At 65.1% G+C, this 24,917-nt stretch carries 25 protein-coding genes, 2 tRNA genes and 1 pseudogene; 18 read left to right on the plus strand and 10 right to left on the minus strand.

The window, feature by feature from the left end:
• Positions 1–80: 80 nt before the first annotated feature.
• Both JHC57_RS02280 and JHC57_RS02285 read right to left on the minus strand, forming a co-directional pair.
• Positions 81–782, minus strand: a complete 702-nt coding sequence (locus JHC57_RS02280; protein WP_294028302.1) for a polysaccharide biosynthesis/export family protein — start codon at positions 780–782, stop codon at positions 81–83.
• A 222-nt stretch (positions 783–1,004) separates the two neighbouring features.
• Positions 1,005–1,778 (minus strand): metallophosphoesterase family protein, encoded by a 774-nt coding sequence (locus JHC57_RS02285; protein WP_294028304.1) that lies wholly within the window; start codon positions 1,776–1,778, stop codon positions 1,005–1,007.
• A 330-nt stretch (positions 1,779–2,108) separates the two neighbouring features.
• Between JHC57_RS02285 and wecB the strand changes: the two genes are divergently transcribed.
• The 12 genes from wecB to JHC57_RS02345 all read left to right on the plus strand — a co-directional run bounded on the left by wecB (position 2,109) and on the right by JHC57_RS02345 (position 13,896).
• On the plus strand, positions 2,109–3,179 hold the full coding sequence (wecB, locus tag JHC57_RS02290; RefSeq protein ID WP_294028397.1) for a non-hydrolyzing UDP-N-acetylglucosamine 2-epimerase: 1,071 nt from the start codon (positions 2,109–2,111) through the stop codon (positions 3,177–3,179).
• Complete coding sequence (wecC, locus tag JHC57_RS02295; RefSeq protein ID WP_294028306.1) at positions 3,169–4,464, plus strand: UDP-N-acetyl-D-mannosamine dehydrogenase; 1,296 nt, start codon at positions 3,169–3,171, stop codon at positions 4,462–4,464. Before wecB ends, wecC begins: the two co-directional genes overlap by 11 nt.
• A 45-nt stretch (positions 4,465–4,509) precedes the next feature.
• Positions 4,510–5,316, plus strand: coding sequence for a class I mannose-6-phosphate isomerase (locus JHC57_RS02300; RefSeq protein ID WP_294028308.1), 807 nt, complete (start codon positions 4,510–4,512; stop codon positions 5,314–5,316).
• Positions 5,317–5,372: 56 nt separating this feature from the next.
• Positions 5,373–5,939, plus strand: a complete 567-nt coding sequence (gene hslV, locus JHC57_RS02305) for an ATP-dependent protease subunit HslV (protein WP_294028309.1) — start codon at positions 5,373–5,375, stop codon at positions 5,937–5,939.
• Between the two features lie 2 nt (positions 5,940–5,941).
• Positions 5,942–7,243: an ATP-dependent protease ATPase subunit HslU gene (hslU, locus tag JHC57_RS02310; RefSeq protein ID WP_294028311.1), complete on the plus strand. Its 1,302-nt coding sequence runs from the start codon at positions 5,942–5,944 to the stop codon at positions 7,241–7,243.
• Positions 7,244–7,418: 175 nt separating this feature from the next.
• Positions 7,419–8,267 carry a helix-turn-helix domain-containing protein gene (locus JHC57_RS02315; protein WP_294028313.1) on the plus strand — a complete coding sequence of 283 codons (849 nt, stop codon included), beginning with the start codon at positions 7,419–7,421 and terminating at the stop codon, positions 8,265–8,267.
• A gap of 120 nt (positions 8,268–8,387) precedes the next feature.
• A complete protein-coding gene (locus JHC57_RS02320; RefSeq protein ID WP_294028315.1) occupies positions 8,388–9,329 on the plus strand; it encodes a tetratricopeptide repeat protein in 942 nt (313 codons plus the stop codon).
• The gene (gene tilS / locus JHC57_RS02325; RefSeq protein ID WP_294028317.1) at positions 9,283–10,287 is read left to right on the plus strand and encodes a tRNA lysidine(34) synthetase TilS; all 1,005 of its coding nucleotides are present in this window, start codon (positions 9,283–9,285) and stop codon (positions 10,285–10,287) included. Before JHC57_RS02320 ends, tilS begins: the two co-directional genes overlap by 47 nt.
• An 82-nt stretch (positions 10,288–10,369) precedes the next feature.
• Positions 10,370–12,313, plus strand: a complete 1,944-nt coding sequence (gene ftsH / locus JHC57_RS02330) for an ATP-dependent zinc metalloprotease FtsH (RefSeq protein WP_294028319.1) — start codon at positions 10,370–10,372, stop codon at positions 12,311–12,313.
• A 139-nt stretch (positions 12,314–12,452) separates the two neighbouring features.
• Entirely contained in the window at positions 12,453–12,761 is a 309-nt protein-coding gene (locus JHC57_RS02335) for a hypothetical protein (RefSeq protein WP_294028320.1), read from the plus strand.
• A 37-nt stretch (positions 12,762–12,798) separates the two neighbouring features.
• Complete coding sequence (locus tag JHC57_RS02340) at positions 12,799–13,281, plus strand: hypothetical protein (RefSeq protein WP_294028322.1); 483 nt, start codon at positions 12,799–12,801, stop codon at positions 13,279–13,281.
• 9 nt (positions 13,282–13,290) lie between these two features.
• Complete coding sequence (locus tag JHC57_RS02345; protein WP_294028323.1) at positions 13,291–13,896, plus strand: DUF3800 domain-containing protein; 606 nt, start codon at positions 13,291–13,293, stop codon at positions 13,894–13,896.
• A 53-nt stretch (positions 13,897–13,949) separates the two neighbouring features.
• Here JHC57_RS02345 and rpoZ read toward each other — a convergent pair whose 3' ends face one another.
• Positions 13,950–14,294: a DNA-directed RNA polymerase subunit omega gene (gene rpoZ, locus JHC57_RS02350; RefSeq protein WP_294028325.1), complete on the minus strand. Its 345-nt coding sequence runs from the start codon at positions 14,292–14,294 to the stop codon at positions 13,950–13,952.
• A gap of 140 nt (positions 14,295–14,434) precedes the next feature.
• On the opposite strand from rpoZ, the gene JHC57_RS02355 reads away from it, so the two are divergent.
• Positions 14,435–15,625 carry a phosphatidylserine/phosphatidylglycerophosphate/cardiolipin synthase family protein gene (locus tag JHC57_RS02355; protein ID WP_294028327.1) on the plus strand — a complete coding sequence of 397 codons (1,191 nt, stop codon included), beginning with the start codon at positions 14,435–14,437 and terminating at the stop codon, positions 15,623–15,625.
• A gap of 10 nt (positions 15,626–15,635) precedes the next feature.
• Here the strand turns inward: JHC57_RS02355 and JHC57_RS02360 are convergent, their stop codons facing one another.
• Complete coding sequence (locus JHC57_RS02360; RefSeq protein WP_294028328.1) at positions 15,636–16,274, minus strand: methyltransferase domain-containing protein; 639 nt, start codon at positions 16,272–16,274, stop codon at positions 15,636–15,638.
• Positions 16,275–16,423: 149 nt separating this feature from the next.
• Between JHC57_RS02360 and JHC57_RS02365 the strand changes: the two genes are divergently transcribed.
• Complete coding sequence (locus JHC57_RS02365; protein WP_294028330.1) at positions 16,424–17,722, plus strand: MFS transporter; 1,299 nt, start codon at positions 16,424–16,426, stop codon at positions 17,720–17,722.
• Between the two features lie 7 nt (positions 17,723–17,729).
• Here the strand turns inward: JHC57_RS02365 and JHC57_RS02370 are convergent, their stop codons facing one another.
• The gene (locus JHC57_RS02370) at positions 17,730–20,051 is read right to left on the minus strand and encodes a CDC48 family AAA ATPase (protein WP_294028332.1); all 2,322 of its coding nucleotides are present in this window, start codon (positions 20,049–20,051) and stop codon (positions 17,730–17,732) included.
• A gap of 155 nt (positions 20,052–20,206) precedes the next feature.
• Here JHC57_RS02370 and JHC57_RS02375 point away from each other — a divergent pair, with 155 nt between their 5' ends.
• Positions 20,207–21,085 carry a LysR substrate-binding domain-containing protein gene (locus tag JHC57_RS02375; RefSeq protein ID WP_294028334.1) on the plus strand — a complete coding sequence of 293 codons (879 nt, stop codon included), beginning with the start codon at positions 20,207–20,209 and terminating at the stop codon, positions 21,083–21,085.
• A 7-nt stretch (positions 21,086–21,092) separates the two neighbouring features.
• On the opposite strand, the gene JHC57_RS02380 is transcribed toward JHC57_RS02375, so the two are convergent.
• Positions 21,093–21,167 (minus strand) — tRNA-Thr (locus tag JHC57_RS02380).
• 116 nt (positions 21,168–21,283) lie between these two features.
• Here JHC57_RS02380 and JHC57_RS02385 point away from each other — a divergent pair.
• On the plus strand, positions 21,284–21,412 hold the full coding sequence (locus tag JHC57_RS02385) for a hypothetical protein (RefSeq protein WP_294028336.1): 129 nt from the start codon (positions 21,284–21,286) through the stop codon (positions 21,410–21,412).
• Here JHC57_RS02385 and JHC57_RS02390 read toward each other — a convergent pair.
• Positions 21,402–21,716 carry a DUF1905 domain-containing protein gene (locus JHC57_RS02390; RefSeq protein WP_294028338.1) on the minus strand — a complete coding sequence of 105 codons (315 nt, stop codon included), beginning with the start codon at positions 21,714–21,716 and terminating at the stop codon, positions 21,402–21,404. The two genes, JHC57_RS02385 and JHC57_RS02390, sit on opposite strands and share 11 nt — an antisense overlap.
• Before the next feature lie 5 nt (positions 21,717–21,721).
• Positions 21,722–22,744, minus strand: a complete 1,023-nt coding sequence (locus tag JHC57_RS02395) for a peptidylprolyl isomerase (protein WP_294028339.1) — start codon at positions 22,742–22,744, stop codon at positions 21,722–21,724.
• Positions 22,745–22,818: 74 nt separating this feature from the next.
• Between JHC57_RS02395 and JHC57_RS02400 the strand changes: the two genes are divergently transcribed.
• Together JHC57_RS02400 and JHC57_RS02405 are read left to right on the plus strand one after the other, a co-directional pair.
• Positions 22,819–22,909 (plus strand) — tRNA-Ser (locus tag JHC57_RS02400).
• A gap of 231 nt (positions 22,910–23,140) precedes the next feature.
• Positions 23,141–23,296 carry a hypothetical protein gene (locus tag JHC57_RS02405; RefSeq protein WP_294028341.1) on the plus strand — a complete coding sequence of 52 codons (156 nt, stop codon included), beginning with the start codon at positions 23,141–23,143 and terminating at the stop codon, positions 23,294–23,296.
• Between the two features lie 189 nt (positions 23,297–23,485).
• Here JHC57_RS02405 and JHC57_RS02410 read toward each other — a convergent pair.
• Both JHC57_RS02410 and JHC57_RS02415 read right to left on the minus strand, forming a co-directional pair.
• Positions 23,486–24,529: pseudogene (locus JHC57_RS02410) on the minus strand (recombinase family protein); the annotation flags it as partial.
• Entirely contained in the window at positions 24,526–24,915 is a 390-nt protein-coding gene (locus JHC57_RS02415; RefSeq protein ID WP_294028342.1) for a helix-turn-helix domain-containing protein, read from the minus strand. The pseudogene JHC57_RS02410 and the gene JHC57_RS02415, both read right to left, overlap by 4 nt.
• Between the last annotated feature and the right edge of the window lie 2 nt (positions 24,916–24,917).

Genomic DNA, 24,917 nt, shown 5'->3' on the forward strand with positions numbered 1-24,917 from the left:
CGGCGCGGCGCCGAACCGGAATCACAGTATTGCCCGTCCCCTCCGGCTCTACGCCGTCAGGAGCGGCGGCGCCCCCGCCATCAATTCTGGAAAGCCACGATGATCGGCGTGGTCAGCAACGGAATGATCTGGATGAAATCGCGGAACAGACGGCGAGCGGCGGAATCGCCGATCACGATCCGGTCGTCTGCAAACACCGCGGGGTCGGCATAATTGCCCCGCCGTATCGCACTCAGGTCATACAGGGCGGCATATTTCTGGCCGTTCACCGTACGGAAAATCACGACTTCGCGCTGCCGCGCATTTTCGGTCGTTCCTTCGGCGCTGGCTACCGCCTCGATCAGCGTCATGTCGGGCGTAACCGGATAACGGCCCGGCTTCGTCACCTGACCGTCGAGGGTCAGTTTCGCACTCTCGACCTCGATCAGATTCACCGACACCTGCGGATTGCGGAAATAATTCGCGCGCAGACGGGCTTCCAGCTGGTCTTCGAGTTCTTCGATCGACAGGCCGTTCGCATTGACGACGCCGGCGACCGGTGCCGACAGGCGCCCGCTCTTGTCGATCCGCACCCGATCGACGCTCGCATCCTCGCTTCCGAAAACCTTGATCGAAAGCAGGTCGTCGGCACCGAGCCGGAACGGCATGAGCTGGCCGGATGCGTCGCGAACGACGGGCTCGGGCAGTTCGCTGACGACTTCCATCTTGCCGCCGGCATTTCCAACCGCGGGCTTGCCGCCGCAGGCCGAAACTGCCGTGAGCGTGGCGGCGACCAAAATCATGCGAAAAGCCTTAGCCGCGGCCCATGTCGAAATCGGCTTCATGAGGTGACTGCTCTTCTCTCTGATTCCAGATAATAATGTCATGAGCGGCTTTGCCAGAGAATATCCGGCACCGAACGACGAATGCTGTCCACTAGCCTGCGCGGCCTTCGGGTCAAGCCGTTATTGAGCGCGAGCGGCCAAAAACACCGCTTGCCGGTCGATCCGAACGTCGATGTCACACTATACTTTTTGCTGAACCTGTACGAACCACTGATCGGCCTCGCTCAATCCGATCGCGGTCAACTTGCCGGTGGCGTAGGCGCCCGTATCGATACCGATTCGATTGCCCCGGTTCTCGACGTCCTCGCTGATCGTGTGCCCGTGCACGACCGTTCGGCCATGTTCGAATTCGCTCGCCAGGAAATCCTCGCGAATCCAGCGAAGGTCGCTGGTCTTTTGGCGATCGAGCGCGACCCCGGGGCGCACTCCCGCGTGGACGAAGACATAATCGCCATATTCGACCATATCCTCGCCGCGCCCCAGGAAATCGATATGCGACTGCGGAACCCGTCCCGGGAATATTGCCGCGAGTTCCTCAAAGCTGGTCGCATCGTACAGCACATCGTCGCGCAAATAGCTGCGCACCGTCGCGTCGCCGCCGATGCGGATGAAATAGCGAAGCGCGCGAACCTCGCCGGCGAGCGCCGCCAGCATGCATTCCTCGTGATTGCCGATCAGATGGTGCACGCGGTCGAACCGCTCGCGCAGGCCGATCGCGCGGTCGACGACCTTGTCCGAATCGGGGCCACGATCGACGAGGTCGCCGAGGAGTATCAATATGCAGCTCGCGTGCGGACGCCGGGCCCGATCGGCGTCGATTTCGTCGAGCAACGCGGCGAACAGATCATCGCGGCCGTGAATATCGCCGATGGCGTATATCAGCAGGCCCTCGGGAACGCGGCGCGAAACCGGCGGCGTGGGCTGCTTTTTGGCAAAACGCGAAAAGAAACTCATGATCCGATCAAAATCCCTGTCATGCCGGTTCGATCCGGCAGACGTCGTAAAAGGCGCCGGCCCATAGCAATCACGGCTCGCCTATGCCACACTTTCCGCCCCTTCCCGCCACCCCTTCCTGCAGGTTCGGCCTTGCCCGGAGCTGAACGATTCGGCACGATGATCGACGCCGCGCGCATAGTTAAAGCTATTACAACGGTTTCGCGCTATCCGAAGGAACAAGTTCGGCACCCTTGGGGCGCGCCGACAGGTAAACCGACAAGACAGGGCGAGATCCGCGTGCCATCCAAGGTCATAGTCATATTCGGCACCCGGCCCGAAGCGATCAAGATGTTCCCGGTCGTGCACGCACTGCGCGCGCAGCCCGGCATCGACGCGCGGCTCTGCGTGACCGCCCAGCACCGCGAGATGCTCGACCAGGTTCTGGAAATCGCCCGGATCTCGCCCGACATCGACCTCGATATCATGACGCCCAACCAGTCGCTCGACGCGCTGCTCGCGCGGCTCGTCACCGGTCTCGGCGAGGCGCTCGATACCGAAAGGCCCCACCGCGTCCTCGTCCATGGTGACACGCTGACCACCATGGCGGCCACGCTCGCCGCCTATTTCCGCAAGATACCCGTCGGGCATGTCGAGGCAGGCCTGCGCAGCGGCAATATCTACCATCCCTGGCCCGAAGAGGTGAACCGCAAGGTCGCCGGCGCCGTCGCCGATCTGCACTTCGCGCCGACGGAAACCGCCGCCGCGGCACTACGCGCGGAAAATGTCGATACCGGCCATATCCACGTCACCGGCAACACCGTCATCGACGCCCTGCTCGCGACCAACGCGCGGATCGCGGACGAGCCGTCGCTTGCCGCCAAACTCGACCCGCTGGTCGCGCGTTTTGCCGGCAAGCGGATCATCGCCGTCACTTCGCACCGGCGCGAGAATTTCGGCGACGGGATGAAAGCCATCGCCGATGCGATCGCGGCGATCGCGGCGCGCCCCGACGTCGCGGTCGTCTTTCCCGTTCATCCCAACCCCCACGTCCGCAGCGCGATGGAGCCGATCCTCGGCGATCTCGCCAATGTCGCGCTGACCGATCCGCTCGATTATCCGCACTTCGTCCGTCTGCTCGGCATTTCTACGCTCGTCCTCACCGACAGCGGCGGCGTGCAGGAGGAGGCTCCCTCGCTCGGCAAGCCCGTCCTCGTGATGCGCGAGACGACCGAGCGCCCCGAGGGCATAGAGGCCGGTACCGCGCGGCTCGTCGGCACCGACAAGAATCGCATCGTTGCCGAAATTTTCAGCCTTTTGGACGATGAAGCGGCCTATAATGCCATGGCCCGCGCCCACAATCCCTTCGGCGACGGCAAGGCTGCACAGAGAATAGCGGAGATTGTTGCGCGTGCCCATTGATAGCGAACAGAAGGTTACCGTCCTCGGGCTCGGCTACATCGGCCTCCCCACCGCCGCGCTGATCGCGCGCTCGGGCAGCAAGGTGACCGGGATCGACGTCAGCCGGCATGTCGTCGACACCGTCAACAACGGCAAGGTGCATATCGAGGAGGTCGATCTCGATGGCCTCGTCCAGGGCGTCGTGTCGCGCGGGTTGCTTGTCGCCTCGACCGAGGTCGCCCCCGCCGACGTCTTCGTGATCGCGGTTCCGACGCCGCACGACGAGGAGCACCGCCCCGACATCAGCCATGTCCTGTCGGCTGCGCGCGCGATCGCCCCGAAGCTCGAGGCCGGCAATCTCGTCATCCTCGAATCGACCTCGCCCGTCGGCACGACCGAAAAGGTCGCCGCGCTGCTCGCCGAACTGCGCCCCGATCTGAAAGTCCCCGGCACGTGCACCGGCGCCGCCGACATCTTCGTCGCCTATTGCCCCGAGCGGGTGCTTCCCGGACGCATCCTCGTCGAACTCGTCGACAACGACCGCTGCATCGGCGGCATCACGCCGCGCTGCGCGCGCCGCGCGATGACCTTCTATCGCCAGTTCGTCCGCGGCGCCTGCGTCACCACGTCGGCACGCGCCGCCGAAATGGTCAAGCTGGTCGAGAACAGCTACCGCGACGTCAACATCGCCTTCGCCAACGAACTGTCGATGATGGCCGAACATATGGGCGTCGACGTCTGGGAGGTGATCCGCCTCGCCAACCGCCACCCGCGCGTCAACATCCTCCAGCCCGGGCCAGGCGTCGGCGGCCATTGCATCGCGGTCGACCCCTGGTTCCTCGTCCATGGCGCGCCCGAGCACAGCCGGCTGATCCGCACGGCGCGCGAGGTCAATCTTGCCAAGACCGCGCATGTCATCGGGGCCGCCGAAATGCTCGTATCGCAGCATCCGAAGGCGCGCGTCGCGTGCCTCGGCCTCGCCTTCAAGCCCAATATCGACGATTTCCGCGAAAGCCCCGCGGTCGAGGTGGCCGCCGCGCTCGCGCGCCGTTTCGGCAAGCAGATCGAGATCGTGGAGCCCTACGCCCGCGGTCTGCCGATGGAATTCGCCGGTACCGGCGCCGAACTGATCGATCTCGACAGCGCGCTCGCCGAATGCGACCTGCTCATCGTCCTCGTCGACCACGACCTCTTCAAATCGATCCCGATCGAGGAGCGCGGCGACAAGATCGTTTACGACACGCGCGGCCTGTGGCTCGACCAGCCGAACGGCGGCGGCAGCAATCGTTTGCATCGCGCGGCCTGACGCTCTTCGCTTGACCCCCTCGCGTCGCGCCCGCATCTGTGCGCCATGCTGACTCGTCTCGAAACCATCGTCGTCGAAAAACCTTGGGGCCGCACCGACATTCCCGAAGCTTTCGGGGATTTCGAAGGCCGCCGCATCGGCGAGATCTGGTTCTCGAACCCCGCGGGCGACGACGCCCCGATCATGGTCAAATTCCTCTTCACCTCGGAACGCCTGTCGATTCAGGTTCACCCCGACGATGCCGCGGCGCAGGCAGCCGGCTATCCGCGCGGCAAGGAGGAATGCTGGCTGATCCTCTCGGCCGAGCCCGAGGCCGAACTCGGCGTCGGCCTCAACCGCCCGAGCAGCCGCGAAGAGCTCCACGCCGCCGCACTCGACGGATCGATCGTCGACATGATCGACTGGCGCCCCTCGAAGACCGACGATTTCGTCTATAACCGGGCCGGCACGATCCACGCGATCGGCCCGGGCCTCACCGTCGTCGAGGTGCAGCAGAATGTCGACTGCACCTACCGCCTCTACGATTACGGCCGCCCGCGCGAACTGCATCTCGACGCGGGGCTCAAGGTCTCGAACCCCGGCCCCGTCCACGATCCGCGCGACACCGTCGTCGATCCCGCCGCGAACCGCATGCTGGTGAGCGGCCCGCATTTCCATCTCGCGCAGCTTGCTGAGCCAATCGATCCGTCCTTGCTCGAACAGGCGGCCGGTGAGCTGACCTTCGTCCCGCTCTCGGCGGGCTGCAGCGTCGCGGGCGAACGCGTAGCGCTCGGCGAAGCGGTGCTGCTCACCGACCCGTCGGCGATCGAAATCGACAGGGGTGGCCGCGCGCTGCTGACCTGGCCCGCCTGACGGCCCTGCACCCCCTCCCCTTGCGGGGCGCGGACCCATCGCCCATATCCCGCCGCATGACCAATCCCCATGCGCAAAGTGCCGCGCCCTGGCACGGAACCACCATCCTCTCCGCCCGCAGCGCCGACAAGGTCGTCATCATCGGCGACGGTCAGGTCTCGATGGGCCAGACGGTGATGAAGCCCAACGCGAAGAAGGTCCGCCGCCTCCACGACGGTAGCGTGATCGGCGGCTTTGCGGGCGCGACCGCCGACGCCTTCACGCTTTTCGAACGCCTCGAAGCCAAGCTCGAGCGCCACAACGGCCAGTTGCTCCGCGCTGCGGTCGAACTCGCCAAGGACTGGCGCACCGACAAATATCTCCGCAACCTCGAGGCGATGATGATCGTCGCCGACAAGGAGGTGACGCTCGTCATCACCGGCAACGGCGACGTGCTCGAACCCAAGGGCGGCATCGCCTCGATCGGCTCGGGCGGCAACTTCGCACTGTCCGCAGCGCGCGCGCTCGCCGACTATGAAAAGGATCCCGAGGTGCTGACGCGCAAGGCGATGGAGGTCGCGGCCGATATCTGCGTCTACACGAACGACCAGTTCACCTCCGAAACCATTGAAATCCGGAAATAAGAATGAACAAGAACCTGACTCCGAAGGCGATCGTCGCCGCCCTCGACACGCATATCATCGGCCAGAACGCTGCGAAGCGCGCGGTCGCCGTTGCGCTCCGCAACCGCTGGCGCCGCCAGCAACTGTCGCCTGATCTCCGCGACGAGGTGAGCCCCAAGAACATCCTGATGATCGGCCCCACGGGCTGCGGCAAGACCGAGATTTCGCGCCGTCTGGCGAAGCTCGCCGACGCGCCCTTCATCAAGGTCGAGGCGACCAAGTTCACCGAGGTCGGCTATGTCGGCCGTGACGTCGAGCAGATCGCACGCGACCTCGTCGAGGAAGCGGTGCGGCTCGAAAAGGACCGCCGACGCGAAGCCGTGCGCGGCGCCGCCGAGGAGGCCGCCATGGAACGGCTGCTCGACGCGCTCACCGGCAAGGGTGCGAGCGAGGCGACGCGCGAAAGCTTCCGCCAGCGTTTCCGCGACGGCCATCTCGCCGACAGCGATGTCGAGATCGAGGTCAGTGACGCCCCGTCGATGCCCTTCGAACTCCCGGGCCAGCCCGGTCAGGTCGGCATGATCAACCTCTCCGATATGCTCGGCAAGGCGCTCGGCAACGCGCCGAAGAAGCGCCGCCGCATGAAGGCGATGGACGCGTGGAAGCGCCTGCTCGAAGAAGAGCAGGACAAGCGCCTCGACCAGGACGATGTCGCGCGCGTCGCACTCGCCGACGCCGAGGCGAACGGCATCGTCTTCCTTGACGAGATAGACAAGATCGCGGTGAGCGACGTGCGCGGCGGCTCCGTGAGCCGCGAGGGCGTCCAGCGTGACCTTTTGCCGCTGATCGAGGGCACCACCGTCGCGACCAAATATGGCCCGATGAAGACCGACCATATCCTCTTCATCGCTTCGGGCGCCTTTCATGTGGCGAAGCCGAGCGACCTGCTCCCCGAACTGCAGGGCCGCCTGCCGATCCGCGTCGAGCTCGGCGCGCTGACCGAGGAGGATTTCGTCCGTATCCTCAGCGAGACCAAGGCCGGCCTGCCCGAACAATATGCCGCGCTGCTTGGCACCGAGGGCGTAACGTTGAACTTCACCGATGACGCAATCGCGCGCGTCGCGAAGCTCGCGGCGGACGTGAATGAAAAGGTCGAGAATATCGGCGCCCGCCGCCTCCAGACGATCATGGAGCGACTGGTCGAGGAGATCAGCTTCACCGCCGAGGACGCCGGCGGCACAACGCTCGATATCAACGCCGCCTATGTCGACAGCCAGCTTTCGGAGGTCGTCGGCGACACCGACCTCAGCAAGTACGTCCTTTGACGAGCCCCTCCCCGTACCGGCGGCACGGGGAGGAAGCGAGCGCAGCCCAACAGTCTCGAATCTGCATCTTTTCAGCCGTCCTTTTGCCGAACTTCATTTGACTTTCTCGCGCCGTCAATGCGATGAACGGGTGACACGGTCGAACCTGGGTCACACGGCCGGCACGGAGACAGCAATGACGGATGAGGACGTCGCCCCCGAGCAGGGCGAGCTGGCGATCACGCGCACCGGCGATCGGCTTCGGCTGGCGCGGGAGGCCGCGGGGCTGTCGCTCGCCGATGTGGCGACGCGGACGCGCATCACCCAGCGCCACCTCGCCGCGATAGAAAAGTCGGATTTTTCGGAGCTTCCCGGCCGGACCTACGTCACCGGCTTCGCGCGCGCATACGCCCGCGCCGTCGACCTGCCCGAAGCCGAAATCGGCGCGGCGGTACGACAGGAACTCGAAGAGGACGCCTATGGCTCGCGTCCGCTCTACGAAGCCTATGAACCGACCGATCCGGCGCGCCTGCCGACCGCCCGGCTGACCTGGACGCTCGTCGTCATCGCGCTGGTCCTCGTATCGGCCTATGGCGTCTGGCGCTTTCTCTCGGTCGAACCCGACGAAGCACTGATCGCGGCGCAGAACCGCGCAGCCGAGGCATCCGAAGCGCCGCAGAGCGACGCGGCGGCAACGCCCGCGACCAGGGCGGGCACCGCCGCCGTCGCGGCGAATGCGCCCGTCGTGCTGACCGGCCTGTCGGAAGTCTGGATAGGCTTTGACGATGCGCAGGGGAAAACCGAAAACTGGCGCACGCTCGACGCAGGCGAAACCTATCAGGTTCCGCCCGAATATATCGAACAGTTCACGCTGCGCACGAGCATCCCGCAGGCACTGAAGGTCACGGTCGGCGGACGCGACGTCGGCGCGATCGGCCCCGCGGACACACTCGTCAAGGGCGTCTCGCTGAAACCCGCCGATCTGGTGGCCAGCACCGAAGGTGGCGGCTCGGCGCCCGCGACGGGACCGCGCCCCAAGGGCTGAAATACCGGTCGGCCGGGCCAGCCCACGCTGCAGCGCGCCGAAATGGGTTTGCGCTGCGGCGCTTCGCCGCGTTATGAATGGCAAAATGGTTAATAGTCGAGGACCCAACGGCAGATGAAGATGCGTCAGATCACTTTTCTCGGAGCGGCAACGGTTGCGCTCGTCGCGGCCATGCCCACGGCGGCGCAGGACAATACGATCGGCAAGCGCGTCGAGCGGCTCGAAAAGGAAATGCGCGCGGTTCAGCGGTCGGTTTTCCCGGGCGGCAGCCCGACCTTCTTCGAGGGCGAGATCGCGCCCGACAACACGCCGGGTGAACGCTCGCGCACCAGCGCGCCGGTGATCGATCTGACCGCGCGTGTCGATGCGCTCGAATCGCAGTTGCAGACGCTGACGGGTCAGACCGAGCAGAATGCGTTCCAGCTTCGCGAACTCGAAAAGCAGTTTACAGCCTACAAGGCCGAGATGGAAAAGCGCTTCGCCGATCCCGCGACCGAGGCCGTTCCGGGCGCGACCCCCGCCAGCCTCGCGCCGACCGTGAAGCCGCCCGCAACAACGTCCACGACCGCCGCGGCTCCGGTCAGGAAACCCGCAGCGACACCGGCGGCCAAGCCCGCTACCTCGGATGCGGCGCGGCTCGCGCTCGTCAAGAAGGTCGAGGTTCCGGCCAGCGGCAACGAGACCCAGGACGCCTATGATTATGGCTATCGCCTGTGGGACGCCAAACTCTATCCCGAGGCGCAGGCGCAATTGAAGACCGTCGTCGCCAAATGGCCGAAGACCAGCCAGGCGAGCTTCGCCCAGAATCTGCTCGGCCGCGCCTATCTCGACGAAGGCAAGCCCAGCCTCGCCGCGGTCGCCTTCTATAATAATTACAAGGATCGTCCGAGCGGCCCGCGTGCGCCGCACAGCCTGATGTATATGGGCGTCGCGCTCGACAAGCTCGGCCGCAAGGCCGACGCGTGCAAGGCGTTCCGCGAACTCGACGAAGTCTATGGCGACAAGGCGCCGCAGGATGTCCGGACCGATGCTGCCGCCGCAAAAACAAAAGCAGGCTGCTGACCGCGACGTCGCCGGCGGGCTTGCCGGCGACCTTCGCGCGCTTCTGGGGCCCGACTGGCATCGCCTCCACTATGGCGTCGCGGTTTCGGGGGGGCCCGACAGCATGGCATTGCTCTGGCTGATGGCGTCGCTGCTGCCCGGACAGGTCTGGGCGGCGACGGTCGATCACGGCCTGCGCCGGGGTTCCGACGAAGAGGCGCGGATGGTTGCGGGTTTTTGCGAGCGCGAGCATATCCCGCATTCGACGCTGCGCCCGCCCAAACCGATCAAGGGGTCGCAACAGGCGGCAGCGCGGGCCGAGCGCTACCGCCTGCTCGAACAATGGCGCGAGGCGAACGCGCTCAATCATATCGTCACCGCGCATCATGCCGACGACCAGCTCGAGACGATCGTCATGCGCCTCAACCGGTCGAGCGGTGTGGGCGGCCTTGCCGCGATCCGCGTAAAGAACGGTGCGGTGCTGCGCCCCCTGCTTCACTGGCGGCGTCACGAGCTCGTCCACCTAGCGCTCGAAAACGACCTGCCTTTCGTCGAAGATCCGTCGAACAGCGACAACCGCTTCGACCGCGCGCGCCTGCGCCACGCGTTGCGATCGCAGACCGCGCTCGATCCCGTCGCGGCGGCGAAATCGGCCGCGTGGCTTGCCGAGGCCGACGAGGCGCTCGACTGGGCGGTCGAGCGCGTGATCGCCTCCTGGCCCGATGCCTCCGACATCGCGGTGATCCGCAACGACGATTACCCGCCCGAGGTGTTTCGCCGCATCGTCGCGCTGCGCCTCCGAGCCAATGCGCCGCAACTCGTCCTCCGCGGCGCCTCGCTCGACGGCGTGATTGCGGCGATGCACGACGGGCGCCGCGCGATGGTCGGCGCGCTGCTGATCGATGCGGTGCGCGGCCTCGAAGGGACGATCTGGCGTATTTCCGCGGCGCCACGGCGGAAAGCGACGAAAAAGGCCTGATTGCCTCATTGTCATTTAACCCGATTATCCTATCTTGTTCGGAACAGGAGCGCAGCGCTGCGCCGTTGAAGAAAGAATCCGAATGCAGGACGACAAGGAACCGCAGGGCAATCCCTGGATGAAGAGCGTGATGATCTGGAGCGGCATATTGCTCGCCATGCTCCTCGTCGCCTCGATGTTCGGCGGCGCATCGCAGCCCACGGGCAACCCGCTTGCCTATTCGGAATTCCGCCAGAAGGTCGAGGAAGGAAGCGTCAAGGACGTCGTACTCTCCGAAGACAAGGTGACGGGCACGCTGTCGAACGGCGACCGTTTCACCGCCAACGTCGTGCGCGACCCCGACCTCCTCAAGATGCTCAACGACAATGGCGTCAAATATGACGGCAAGCCGACCGAAGTACCGAATTTCTGGATGTATATGCTCGTCCAGTCGCTGCCCTTCCTGCTGATCCTCGGCATCGCCTTCTTCGTCTTCCGCCAGGTGCAGAAGAACAACGGCTCGGGTGCGATGGGCTTCGGCAAGTCGCGTGCGAAGATGCTCACCGAAAAACAGGGCCGCGTGACGTTCGACGACGTCGCGGGCATCGACGAAGCGCGCGAGGAGCTCGAGGAAATCGTCGAATTCCTGAAGGACCCGACCAAATTCTCGAAACTCGGCGGCCAGATTCCGAAGGGCGCGCTGCTCGTCGGCTCGCCGGGCACCGGCAAGACGCTGCTTGCCCGCGCGATCGCGGGTGAGGCCGGCGTCCCCTTCTTCACCATTTCGGGTTCGGACTTCGTCGAAATGTTCGTCGGCGTCGGCGCCAGCCGCGTCCGCGACATGTTCGAGCAGGCGAAGCGCAACGCGCCCTGCATCGTCTTTATCGACGAAATCGACGCGGTCGGCCGCCACCGCGGCGCCGGCCTCGGCAACGGCAACGACGAGCGCGAGCAGACGCTGAACCAGCTGCTGGTCGAAATGGACGGCTTCGAGGCCAATGAGGGTATCATCATCGTCGCGGCGACGAACCGCCCCGACGTGCTCGACCCTGCCCTGCTCCGTCCGGGCCGCTTCGATCGTCAGGTCGTCGTGCCGCGTCCCGATATCGAGGGCCGCCAGAAGATCCTCGAAGTCCACACGCGCAAGAAACCGCTCGCGCCCGACGTCGACCTCCGCCGCATCGCCCGCGGCACCCCGGGCTTCTCGGGCGCCGATCTGGCCAATCTTTGCAACGAAGCGGCGCTGCTCGCGGCGCGCAAGGGCAAGCGCCTGATCGCCTCGAACGAGTTCGAGGAAGCCAAGGACAAGGTGATGATGGGCGCCGAGCGCCGCTCGATGGTGATGACCGAGGACGAGAAGAAGGCGACGGCCTATCACGAGGCCGGTCACGCCCTCGTCTCGCTCCACGTCGAGCATAACGACCCGCTGCACAAGGTCACGATCATTCCGCGCGGCCGCGCACTGGGCGTGACGTGGAACCTGCCCGAGCGCGACCGCTATTCGCAGAATATGAAGCAGATGAAGGCGCGCCTCGCGCTTTGCTTCGGCGGTCGCATCGCCGAGCAGCTGATCTACGGCAAGGACGAGCTCAACACCGGCGCGTCGAACGACATCCAGCAGGCCACCGACATGGCGCGCGCCATGGTCATGGAATATGGCATGTCGGAAAAGCTCGGCTGGCTGCGCTATCGCGACAATCAGGACGAGGTGTTCCTCGGCCACAGCGTGTCGCGTGCGCAGAACATGTCGGAAGAGACCGCGAAGCTGATCGACGCCGAGGTCCGCCGCCTCGTCGAGGAAGGCGAAAAGGTCGCGCGCAAGGTGCTGACCGACCATCTCGACGAACTGCACCTGCTTGCGGGCGCGCTGCTCGAATATGAGACGCTGTCGGGCGAAGAGGCGAAGCGCGCGATCAAGGGCGAGGATATCGGCCGCGAGGACGATGCCGGCAAGCGCGGCACCCCCGTCTCGGGCCATGCCGGCGGCATCCCGCAGATCAAGCGCAAGCCGCGCCCGTTCGGCGACGCCAATCCGCAGGGGGCCTAGGCGGGACGCCTAGCCCTTTCGATTCAGGCGCTATTCATTGGGTGAGGGCAAGTTGCGGCATATGACCAGACGGACATATGCGCGCCTCTTGCCTGCCCTCCTCGCCGCGCCTTTTCTCTGTGCGATGGCGCCCGGTGACATGAGCATCGCGGCATTCTTGGCACGCGCCGCCTCGCTCGAACGGCTCGGCCCGCTCGCGCTCGCGACACCACAGGGCAATCAGCTCAAGAGCGAAGTCGTCGCGGCGGGCAAACGCTACAAGGCGCGCATCGACGCCGAACGCCGCGCCGGCCGCAAGACGACGAGCTGCCCGCCCGAATCAGGGAGCCTGACCCCCGATCAGTGGCTCGCGCACTTGCGCAGCTATCCCGTTCCGATACGCAAGAAGGTCAGCGTCTATTCGGCGTTCGATGCGCTGATGAAGAAACGCTATCCCTGTCCCGCCTGATGCGCCAGAAGTGCTGCAAGGATCGGAGGAGAGCGCGATGATCGGCAAGGCATGGATTGTTCTGGCGATGGCATCTGCTGCGACCGCATCTGCTCCGGCGGCGGCACAGGGCGATGGATCGCTGACCAGCAAGATCGAGCTCGAGAAATCGACGCCGACAACCGCGGAAGGCCGGCCGGAGCAAAAAATCTATGTTGCACCCGATGTCGTCGTCCCTGGCGACCGGGTCCGCGTCACCCTCACCTTTACCAACAAGGGCGCAGCGCCCGCTTCGGGCGTCAATCTCGTCAACCCGATCCCCGAGGGCCTCACCTACGACGACACCGCCGATGCCGCGGGCTTCGGGGTTTCGACCGACGGCAAGATTTTCGGCGAACTCGCCTCGCTGACGGTGCCGGTCGAGGGTTCGGGTTCACGTCCCGCAACCGCTGCCGACGTCACTCATGTGCGCTGGCAGTGGCCCGATGCGATCGCGCCCGGCCAGAGCCGGTCGGTCGCTTTTTTCGGACGAGTGCGGTAACCCCTCGGAATGACGATCTATTGCGATGAATCGGGCGGCCTCAACGCCGGCGCGATGACCTTCTCCGCGGTGATGTTGACGCCTAGGGCGGCCACGGAGATCCATGAACGATTTCGCGGTGTCACCGGCTTGCGCGGCGAACTCAAAGGCAGCCGTATCAGCATCGTCGAGCGCGCCTATCTGCTCGAACTCTTCGATCGTGCCGGGGGACGCGCATGGGTCGCGGTCGCGGAGCGCGACAAGCTTGCGCAGAATCCCGGCGGCACCCTGCCCAGCGATCTCGCCCTCTACGGCGCCCTGCTCAACAGCGCGGTGGGCCGCTGGCTTCCCGAAACCGGCGGCGTCTGCACCGATGTCGTGATCGATGACGGGCGCTATGACGCCAAGATTCTCGCGCATGTCCGCGAGGAGATTCAGGCGGGGCTCGGCCAGTGGGGGCGCGCCTCGCTCGCCGACAGTCGCCGCAGCGACGGCGTCCAGATCGCCGACGTCATCGCGAACAGCCTGTTCAACATCACCATCGGTTCGCCGCGCGCGCACCGCATCCGGCGCATCCTCGAACCGATGCTCCAGTCAAAGGCGATCCGGATCGCCGAACTCACGCAGGTTGAATAACAAAAGGGCCGCAGTTTCCTGCGGCCCCCTTGGTGATCGATTGTCAGCAGCGCTTATTCGAAATCGCCGCCGCCACCTGCGGGGCTGCGCGGCGGCGCGGCGGCGGTCAGGCGAAGCGCTTCGGCCGAACGGCTGATCGAGCTGATTTCATCGGGCGTATCGTCGTCGTCGACGACAACCTTCTGCATCGAGCCGACGAGCGTTTCCTGCAATTCCTTGGGGCGGATCGTCTGTTCGGCGATTTCGCGCAGGGCAACGACGGGGTTCTTGTCGCGGTCGCGGTCGACGGTCAGTTCCGAACCGCCCGAGATTTCGCGGGCGCGGTGCGCCGACAGCAGAACCAGGTCGAAGCGGTTGGGAACTTTGTCGACGCAATCCTCGACGGTAACGCGGGCCATAGTGTTTCCTTAAGGTATAGGAGAGGCCAGCCCTTTGGCGGGGCATGGCAGCAAGCGCTGCGCGCTAGCAGGCCGCCCGCCCGATGTCAATAAAAGCGCTACCCTTGCGGGGTTTGCAGCTGCCAGCCTATGAGCGGGTCATGAGCGACGCCTGCCCTCCCGCCGATCTGCATCAAAGGCTGACGGCGGATGTGGCCGGCCACCGGCTGGAACTGCTCTTCGACGGCGGCGACCGGCTGACCCGGCTGCTCGACCTGATCAACGGCGCCGCGCACAGCATCGACATCATCATGTATATCTTCGAGGGCGATACCGCCGGGCTGCGCATCCTCGATGCCTTGTTGACCGCCGCAAGGCGCGGCGTCCGCGTGCGTGCGGTGATCGACAGTTTCGGATCGGGCGATACGCCCGACAGCCTGTTCGCACCGCTTCGCGAGGCCGGCGGCAGCGTCACCTTTTTCTCGCGCCGCTGGCGCTCGACCTATCTGATCCGCAATCACCAGAAGCTGATCCTGGTCGACGAATATATCGCCGTTACCGGCGGGTTCAACATCGCCGACGACTATCTGAGCCCCCCGCGCAGCGACTGCTGGTTCGACATCGGAATGATTATCAAGGGACCGAGCATCGCGCGTGCCGCGCAATGGTTCGAGGAAATCCATGATTATGCCGTCAATGACGACGGCAAGGTGCTGACCCTGCGGCGGCTGATCCGCGAGTGGCCCATCGACGGCGGAGCGGTATCCTGGCTCGTCGGCGGGCCGACGCAGCGGCTTTCGCCATGGGCACGCGCGGTCCGCGCCGACCTCACGGATGCCCGGCAGCTCGACATGGCGATGGCCTATTTCTCGCCGGGCCAAGGCATGCTCCGCCGCCTCGGGCGCGTCGCGCAGCGGGGACGCGCGCGCTTCGTGATGGCGGGCAAGTCGGACAATCCCGCAACGATCGGCGCATCACGGCTGCTCTACGGCTACCTTCTGCGCAAGACCGCCGATGTCTGGGAATATCGCCCCTGCCGGCTGCACATGAAGCTGATCGTCATCGACGATGTCGTCTACATCGGATCGGCCAATTTCGACGTCCGCAGCCTGTTCGTGAACGTCGAGGTGATGGTGCGGATCGCCGACGCCGGATTCGCCGGAAAAATGCGCAATTTTCTCGCGAGCTTGCGGCCCGATTGCGACATCATCACGTCCGAATCGCACAAGGCGCGCGGCAACTGGCTCACGCGGATACGCTGGACGCTCGCATGGTTCGTCGTGGGCGTTGTCGATTATACCGTGTCGCGGAAGCTCAACTTCGGTCTCGGCGATCCGGATCCGGAGGTATGATCGAAGGGGTCTAGTCCTTCCAGCCCCAGAAAAGGAAGCACGGCGGGACGTTCACCCATTCGAAGGCGTTGTCGATGCGCTTGAAATGCGCCGCGAGAAAATCGCGCGCGCGGGCGCGGAACTGGTAGACGAGAAATGCGCCGCCCGGGCGCAGCACGCGGTGCGTCGCGGCGGCGATCGCGGGACCGACACCGGCCGGCAGCGTCGAGAAGGGCAAGCCCGAGAGGACGTAATCGGCCTGCTCGAAGCCATGCGCGCGGACGATCTCCTCGACATCCGCCGCCGAGCCGTGGACCGCGATGAAGCGGCTGTCGCGAATGTCCTTCCGCAGATAGTCGATGAAATCCTCGTTCGTATCGATCGCGATCAGCGTCGCATCGCCCGCCATGCGCTCGAGAACGGGGCGGCAGAAAGTGCCGACGCCCGGACCATATTCGACGAACAGCCTGGTATTCTTCCAGTCGACGGGACGCAGCATGTGGCGGATCAGCGTCGGCGACGACGGCACGATCGATCCCACCATGACCGGATGCTTGATGAAACCGCGGACGAACATGCCCCACGGCCCGAAAAAGCGTTTGAGGCCCTCGCGCAGCCGACGGGCCAGCGGGGCTTTCGATTGCTGGGCCTGCGCCCGGGGATTGGTCATGATGGCTTTCGCGTTGTTGCGGTTGGTCAAATGCGTGGCAAAATCGTGACGGTCGCGCAAGAAAAGAGTCTGTCTTGACTCTGGACAGACAGCCGCCCGCGTGTAGGGACAGGCGGCATTGACGGCCGGAACAACAGGGAGGGGCGGACATGGCGACACCATCGCATTCCATCCCTTCGGACCGCATGGCGGTGCTCTTTGCGGTGATGCTGGTCGCGGCGGCCGGCAATACCGCGATGCAATCGATCCTGCCCGCAATCGGCACCGAACTGAAAATACCCGATGTCTGGGTCAGCCTTGCATTCAGCTGGTCGGCGCTGCTCTGGGTCCTGACCGCGCCACATTGGGCGCGCCAATCGGACAAGCGCGGCCGCAAGGCCCTGATGGCACTTGGCGTCATCGGTTTCCTGTCGTCGATGGCATTGTGCGGTCTCGTGCTGTGGGCAGGCCTGAAGGGCCTTGTCGGCGCCGGGATCACCTTCATCATTTTCGCGCTGTTCCGCAGCCTTTACGGCGGATTGGGCTCGGCCGCCCCTCCCGCGGTACAGGCTTATGTCGCCTCGCGCACCGATCCCGAGCAACGCACACAGGCTCTTTCGCTCGTATCCTCGTCCTTCGGGATCGGGACGGTCATCGGGCCTGCGGTCGCGCCCTATTTCATTCTGCCGGTCGTCGGAATGGCAGGTCCGATGCTGATATTCGCGCTGATCGGACTGATCGTGCTGATCATGCTGCGCTGGCGACTGCCCAACGACACCCCTCGCTTCGCGGCGCGCGGCGCGATCGCTCCCTACCCCCTGTCGGCCGGCCCGAACGAGCCCTCGGGCGAGGAGGAGAATGACCCGAGCGCCCCTGTGCAGGAATCGCTGAGCTGGCGCGACACGCGGGTTCGGCCGTGGTTGCTCGCCGGCTTCCTCGGGGGGCAGGCGCAAGCGATGATGATTGGCGTCATCGGCTTCCTCATCCTCGACCGGCTTCATTTGCGCGGAGACCCGAAAACCGCTGCCGGGCTCACGGGAACGGTCCTGATGGCCAGCGCATTTGCCACTCTGTTGGCGCAATGGGGACTGATTCCGCTTTTCAGGATGACCCCGCGCCCGACGGTCCTCTGGGGCGCCGCTCTCGCCATCTGCGGGATATTGATGACCGGGCTTGCGCAGGACCTCCACGGCATCATCATCGGCTTCGCCCTTGCCTCGCTCGGTTTCGGGCTGTTCCGCCCCGGCTTCACCGCGGGCGCGTCGCTATCGGTACCACGCCGCGATCAGGGCGCGGTCGCGGGGATGACCGCATCGATCAACGGATCGGCCTATATCATATCGCCCGCGATCGGCGTGCTGCTCTACAACTGGCACGCGATGGTCGCCTATGGCCTGATGGCGGGTTTTTGCGGCTGGCTGGCAATCTGGGGCTGGTCGGCACTCAAGCCGAACCAGCCCGGAACCTAGCTGAAAGTCAGTCCTTCGGTTCCTCATGCTTGCGCTCGCGCGAGGGCTTGAGCATGCCGGGCGCGAAAAAGCCGATCGGATCGACGCTCATCGCCGCCTGCTTGATTTCGCCCTGGATCTTTTCATAATCCTTTTCCATCGCCTCGGTCACCGACGCGCGCGTATCCTTCAGCGCGGCCTCGAAATCCTCCATCGTCACCGTCTCGCTGTCCATCGAGCGCTTGAGCGCGGCAAGGCCGGCACGACGGGTCAGATCCTCGAGGTCAGCGCCGGTAAAGCGATCCGACCTTTCGGCGAGGGCGCCCAGATCGACCTCCTCCGCCAGCGGCATCCTGGCCGTCTGGATTTCAAGGATGCGCTTGCGTCCCTCGGCGTTGGGGACCGAGACGTAGATGAGCTCGTCGAGCCGCCCTGGACGGAGCAGCGCGGGATCGATCAGGTTCGGACGGTTCGTCGCCCCGATCACGACTACCGACTGCATCTCCTCGATCCCGTCCATCTCGGCAAGGATCGTGTTGACGACGCGTTCGGTCACCTGCGGCTCGCCCGATGTCCCGCTGCCACGCGCGGGCACAAGGCTGTCGAGTTCGTCGATGAAGATGATCGTCGGCGCGACGGCACGCGCGCGCTGGAACAGCCGCGCGATCTGTTGCTCGCTCTCGCCATACCATTTCGAGAGGAGGTCCGACGATTTGATCGAGATGAAGTTCGCGTCGGATTCGCGTGCCGCCGCCTTCGCCAGCAGGGTCTTGCCGGTTCCGGGAGGCCCATAAAGCAGAAAGCCCTTGGCCGGGCGAATCCCGAGCCGCCGGAAGGCCGCGGGATTCTTCAACGGCAGTTCGATTCCCTCGATCAGCTTGTCGCGCGCGGCATCGAGTCCGCCGATGTCGCTCCAGCGCGTCTTCGGCGCCTGCACCATCACCTCGCGCATCGCCGACGGCTGGACGCGCTTCAGCGCATTGTTGAAGTCCTCGCGCGTGACGCGCAGTTCCTCGAGCACTTCGGGCGGGATCGTCCCGGCCTCGAGGTCGAGCTTGGGCATGATCCGCCGCACCGCCTCGATCGCGGCCTCGCGCGTGAGCGCCGCCATATCGGCTCCGACGAAGCCGAACGTCGTCCGCGCAAGCTCGTCGAGATCGACATTCTCGCCGAGCGGCATGCCGCGCGTATGGATGCCCAATATCTCGCGCCGCCCCTTCTCGTCGGGAACGCCGATCACGATTTCGCGATCGAAACGGCCGGGCCGCCGCAGCGCCTCGTCGATCGCGTCGGGGCGGTTGGTCGCCGCGATCACGACGAGGTTGGTGCGCGGTTCGAGCCCGTCCATCAGCGTCAAAAGCTGCGCGACAATGCGTTTTTCGGCCTCGCCCTGCACCTGTCCGCGCTTGGGCGCGATCGAATCGATCTCGTCGATAAACAGGATCGAGGGCGCCGACTTCGTCGCCTCCTCGAAGATATCGCGCAGCCGCTTTTCGGATTCGCCATAAGCGCTGCCCATGATCTCGGGGCCGTTGATCAGGAAGAATTGCGCTTCGCTTTCATTGGCGACCGCGCGTGCAAGCCGCGTCTTGCCCGTACCCGGCGGGCCGTGCAGCAGCACGCCGCGCGGCGGATCGACGCCGAGGCGGCGGAACAGCTCGGGATAACGCAGCGGCAGCTCGACCATCTCGCGCAACTGGTCGATCGTCTCGCCCAGCCCGCCGAGATCGTCATAGGTGACGTCGGTGCGCCGCGCGTCCTGCGGCTCCTGATATTCGGGGAGCAGCTCGATTTCGGTATTTTCATCGATGAAGACGACACCCTTCGGGCTCGCCGACACGACGAGCAGGCGCACCTCGGCGAGCGCATAGGCCGGCGCGTTGAGCATCTGGCGAAGCTGCGGCGGCATATCGCCCGAGGGAAGCCGCTGCTGCCCTGCGGTGGCGACCGTATCGCCCGCAACGAGCGGGCGCCCGAAAAAGCTGCGCTTCAGCGCGTTGGCCGAGCCCTGCAGCCGGAGGTTTTCCTGCGCGGGGGCAAAGACGACGCGCGTCGCGGGACGCGTTTCGACGCGGCTCAATACGACCATGTCGCCGGCGCCGGCGCCGGCATTGGCGCGCTGCAGGCCGTCGAGGCGAATGACTTCGAGCCCTTCATCCTCGGCATAGGGCAGGACAACACGCGACGCTGTGTCGCGCTTGCCTGTAATCTGGATGATATCACCCTCGGTGACGCCGAGTTCGGCCATGGCGGATCGCGGAATACGCGCGATCCCGCCGCCGCTTTCCTCGGCCCGGGCATTGGCCACCTGCAGTTTGACCAGTTTTTCTTTTACCGCTGCATCGGCCAAGGCGTGTCTCCCGCAAAATCGTCAGAATGCGAAAGATAGGATGGTGGTTCCCCTTTTGCGACCCCCCGGATGCAGCTTTGATACATCCGATTTTATGACGCACCGCACAAAATTCTGGCATGTCCGTGAGGCACATGCCATCATCGGCACCCGATATGCCACGCCTTCCTCCCATCAGCAGCATGGAAGCCTTTCTGGAGGTCGCCCGCCACGGCACGGTCAAGGCGGCGGCGCTCGAACTCGGCCTGTCGATGCCCGCGCTGTCGCGCCGGATCCAGACGCTGGAGCACGCCGTCGGCCGCCCGCTCTTCAATCGCCATCATCACGGGCTCAGCCTGACCGAAACCGGACGCGCGCTACACGAACAGCTGTCGCCCATCCTCGACGAATTGCGCACCGTGATCGGCCAGGTCGGCAGCCCCGATGCGTCGCTTCGCCTGCACCTCAATGTCCTGCCGCTCTTTGCGCAGCAGCGCCTGTTCCCGCGCCTTCCCGAACTCCGCCGCCAGCATCCCGAACTGCATATCGACATCGACACCATGTCGCACGGCGAGGCGCGGCTGGGCGAAGGCATCGACGCGGCGATCGCGCTCGCGCGCTCGATCGACCCGGCGCTCTATGCGGCGCGGCTCGATCAGGACAAGGTGTTCCCGATCGCCTCGCGCGCGCTGACCGACGGCGACCGGACTATCACGGTCCCCGAACAGATGCAGCGGATGACGGTGCTGCTTCATCGTGAAATGCCCGAGACCTTTACCGAATGGAAGAAGGCGGTCGGCATGCCCTATCTGGAACCGGCGGGGATCGACTATTTCGATTCGGGACCGCTGATGCTCGAGGCCGCGGCGCAGGGCATCGGCGTCGCCTTCATGCACGGCCACCATTTCGACGACGCGCACGACCCGCGGCTCGTCCGTCTCTTCGATTTCGACGTCGACAGCCCGTACAGCTACTGGTTCGTCTGTCGCCCGCGCGCGCTGCGCCAGCCCGCGGTGAAACTCTTCCATGACTGGCTGCTGGCGGCAAAAATCTGAGGAGAAATGGTGCTGCTGGACAGGATTGAACTGTCGACCTCGTCATTACCAATGACGCGCTCTACCACTGAGCTACAGCAGCAACCGATAAGCCCCGGAACGCATGTTCACTGGGCAGGCGCGGCCTATGGCGGGGCTCCCCTCGCCTGTCAAGGTGCGAGGCTTGACGATATGGCAATTTCGCGAGATTGGCCGCGTATGAGCAAGACGCCCTCCCCCGCCGACATCGAACGCGAGCGTCGCCTCGCGGAAGCGCTGCGCGACAATCTGCGCAAGCGCAAGGCGCAGGCGCGCGAAGCCAGGACCGGGACCCCGCCTAAAGACTGACCGTCACCGTGACCTCGTCGCCTTCGACGAGGCTTTCGGCTTTCCGGACTGCGGCTTTGACCGGCAACAACCAGCCACCGCTTTCCTTGTGCGGGAAGACCGATGTACTCCAGCTCGTGCCGCCGATCGCCGCGCGCACCTTCGCCGAGCCAAAACCCCTCCGCCCGTCGAGCCACTGTCCGCTAATCGCTGCAAGACGGATTCCGTCGCCTGCCTCGCCAGCGATAGTGACGAAGAACCACGCCGCGGGCGCGGTCGCCGACTGCCAGCGCCAGAGCGGCGTCGTGACCGTGAAATCCTCCAAATGCGCTACTTCGCCGCCACCGGACGCACGGGCACGGGTATATTGCAGATGTCCGCGCCGCCGGCGGGCCGGATGAAAAAGGGATCCCGGCGGTTCGCGCGCGCGTCGGCGTAGCGGGCGAAGCTGTCGCTGTCGGTCGACAGATATTCGAAGCGCGGCCGGTCGGCAGCAGGCAGGTCGGTCGCAATACGGATCGAAATGATCGCGACACGATCGGCCGCATCCTCGTAAAAGCCGAGTGCGCCGGTCCCGCGCGGCAGGCTCGACAGATGCTCGATCCCGCTGATCACGCGGCCGACGACCGCGATATTGCGGTCGAGATGGCGCGGGGCATGTCCGATCACGGCATAGAGCTCGGCACCCGAACCGGTATCGGGCGACAGGTTTCGACCGACGCCGACCGCGCCATAGCAATGGAGCGGCCAGCGGCTATCCGGAACCTGCGCATCCGAATATCCGATCGGCCATCCGTCCGCGAACATCACGTCCGGCGCGTAGGCATCCGCCATTGACATACCGCCGAAAATATCGCGCTTTCCCGCCCGTTCAATCTGCTCCCCCCTCCGGGCCGCCTCGTCTTTCGACAGCCGGATGGCCGGCTTGCCGTCGACCGACGTCTGGCTGCTTGCGGGGTCCGAGTTCACATATTCGACCTCCGGCACCGTCGCCAACCCTGCCGGCAACGCCTTCTTCTCGGTCGCATCGCCCCATTGCGCGACATAATTGTCCTGCACACGGTTGACGCTGGTGCCGTCCCACCAGTGCGCGGCGGCAAGCTTGCGGATATTGCCGATCCATCCCTGGCTGAACGGCGCCGGCATCAACTGGATGATGACGCGGCGCTGTCTGCCCTTCGCGTCGGGCGCAAGGTCCATTACGAGCAGGTCGGCGGGCGCGATGGCGACCCAGTCGCCGGCGGGGGCCGCGGCCGCGATCTCGCCTGGCGACGGGACGGGTGCGGGTTCTGCGGCGAATGCCGGAAGGACGAACGACGTGGCAGCGACAGCAGCGAGGAAAAGATGTTTCATGTCCGGTGTCTGCCACGGCCAATCGGCTTGCGAAAGCCCCGTCGAGCGACTAGGGCCCGCGTTCCAGTGCATGCGGAGCGGTGGCCGAGTGGTCGAAGGCGCTCGCCTGGAAAGTGAGTATACGTCAAAAGCGTATCGAGGGTTCGAATCCCTCCCGCTCCGCCATTCCAGACCGCCTCTGGGCACGCCAATCGCCGCCGATTGCCGCCCTTGACCGGCAATAAGCGTCTTTAGCAGCTCCGTTTTCGATCCCATGATGCGAATTGCGTCGTCCGCGACCTCGACGCGCTGCGCCAGGGCGCGCAGGTGATCCCGCCGATAGCCGCCCTCGTGGCCGCGAATGCGCTCCCGCGCGCGACGTGCAAACCCTTCGATCATTGCGGGGCTAAGAGCGCTATGGCCGGGGCTTTCGAGCATAGCTTGCGCCCGGTCGGCGTCGGCCCGCGCCTGATCGCGGAGAACCTTGAGGCCGGCAATACGCTCCTTGAGCGCGGGGTCCTCCAGATCGGCGACGCCCGCCTCGATGGCGTCATAGAGCCGCTTGAGGCGTGATTCCGATTCGGTGGCCTGCCGCTGCAATGAGGCGATGTGTTCACGGCGGCGCTCGGCCTGATCCTCGCGGCGACCGAGGATGCTGCCAAGCAGCTTCTCCAGACGGGCGGGATCGAGCAAGCGATCCTCGATATGGTTGACCACCATATCGTCGAGCTTGTCCATGGGGATCGAGCGGCCCTTGCAGCCGGTCTCGCCCTGGCGCGCCTTGATCGAGCAGGCATAGTAGCGGTAGCGGCCGCTCTTGCCGGTGCGGATGGTCATGGCTCCCCCGCAATTGCCGCAATAGCAGATGCCGGTCAGCAGGGTCGGCCCGATCACCACGCGGGCGGGCAACTCGGTCTTGGGGTTGCGAGCCTGCAAAAGAGACTGAACGGCGTCAAAGGTCTCCCGCTCGATGATGGCGGGCACCGGGACGATGACGATTTCGCCGGGAGCGCGCGGGTCATTGTGCTTGCTGCGCTTCCCCCACTCATGTTCACCGATATAGGTGCGGCGGGTCAGGACGCGGTGGACCTGGCCGATGCCCCACCGTCCGCCGTCGCGGGTGAAGATGCCCTTTGCGTTGAGATGCTTGACGATGGCCTTGACGCCCATCTGGCCGCTGTCGCCCTGACCTTCGAGAGCGAGCCGGTAGATCAGGCGGATCGTGTCGGCGTGCAGTGGGTCGATTTCCAGCTTCTTCTTGGTCTTGGCTCCACGCTGCTCGGCGGCGGCGATCCGGTAGCCGATCGGTGGCAACGCGCCATTCCAGAAGCCCTGCCGGGCGTTCTCCTTCAGAGCGCGGGTGACGTGCTTGCCGTTCTCCTTCGACTGATATTCGTCGAAAAGTGACATGATCCGCCGCATCATGTCGTGGATCGGGTCGTCCCCTAACTCCTGCGTGATGGAGATGAGGCGAACGTCATTCTTGGCGAGCTTGCGATAGTAATATTCCATGTCGAAAGCGTCGCGGAAGAAGCGCGAGAAGCTGTGGACCAGCACCACGTCGAATGGTGCGGGCTTCGACGTACCCGCCTCGATCATCCGCTGGAACTCCGGGCGGCGGTCGTTGGTGGCGGTGTTGCCCGGCTCCACGAAGATTTCGACAAGCTGATAGCCGCGCGCCGCGCAATAGGCTTCGCCCTGCCTGCGCTGGTCGGGGATCGACACGTCATGCTCGGCCTGCCGCGCCGTCGAGACACGTAGGTAAAGGGCGGCGCGCAGCGCGACGTTGGGGGATTGCGCGTTCATTTGCCGGCTCCTTTCGACTTGCGCCGCTCGATCAGCGGCAAGACCAGCTCCACGCGGTCATGAATGACCTTCGGGACCAGCTTGAGACCCTTGCCCTTCTCCATGCGAACAAGGCCGTAGCCGGCCATGGCTTTAAGTGTGCGGGACAGGTTGGATTTTGCGCGGCCGGTGATCTGCGCCAGTTCCTCCAGCGATTCCGGCTCATGCTGATGGATGATGCGAAGCAACTCGCAATTGCTGGGCGACAGGAACTTGGCAAAGGACATGGTGGACGCGAACCAGACGGTCGGATCGCCGGGCGCTGGCTTTTCCTCGCCTCTGGCGATCCGCATGGTGCGGGCCTTCATTTCATCGGGTTCGGCGATCCCGACCTTCAGTGTCGTCATGG

Origin of the sequence: Sphingopyxis sp. (genome assembly GCF_016463645.1) — a bacterium.
In the GTDB taxonomy this organism is placed as follows: Bacteria; Pseudomonadota; Alphaproteobacteria; order Sphingomonadales; family Sphingomonadaceae; genus Sphingopyxis.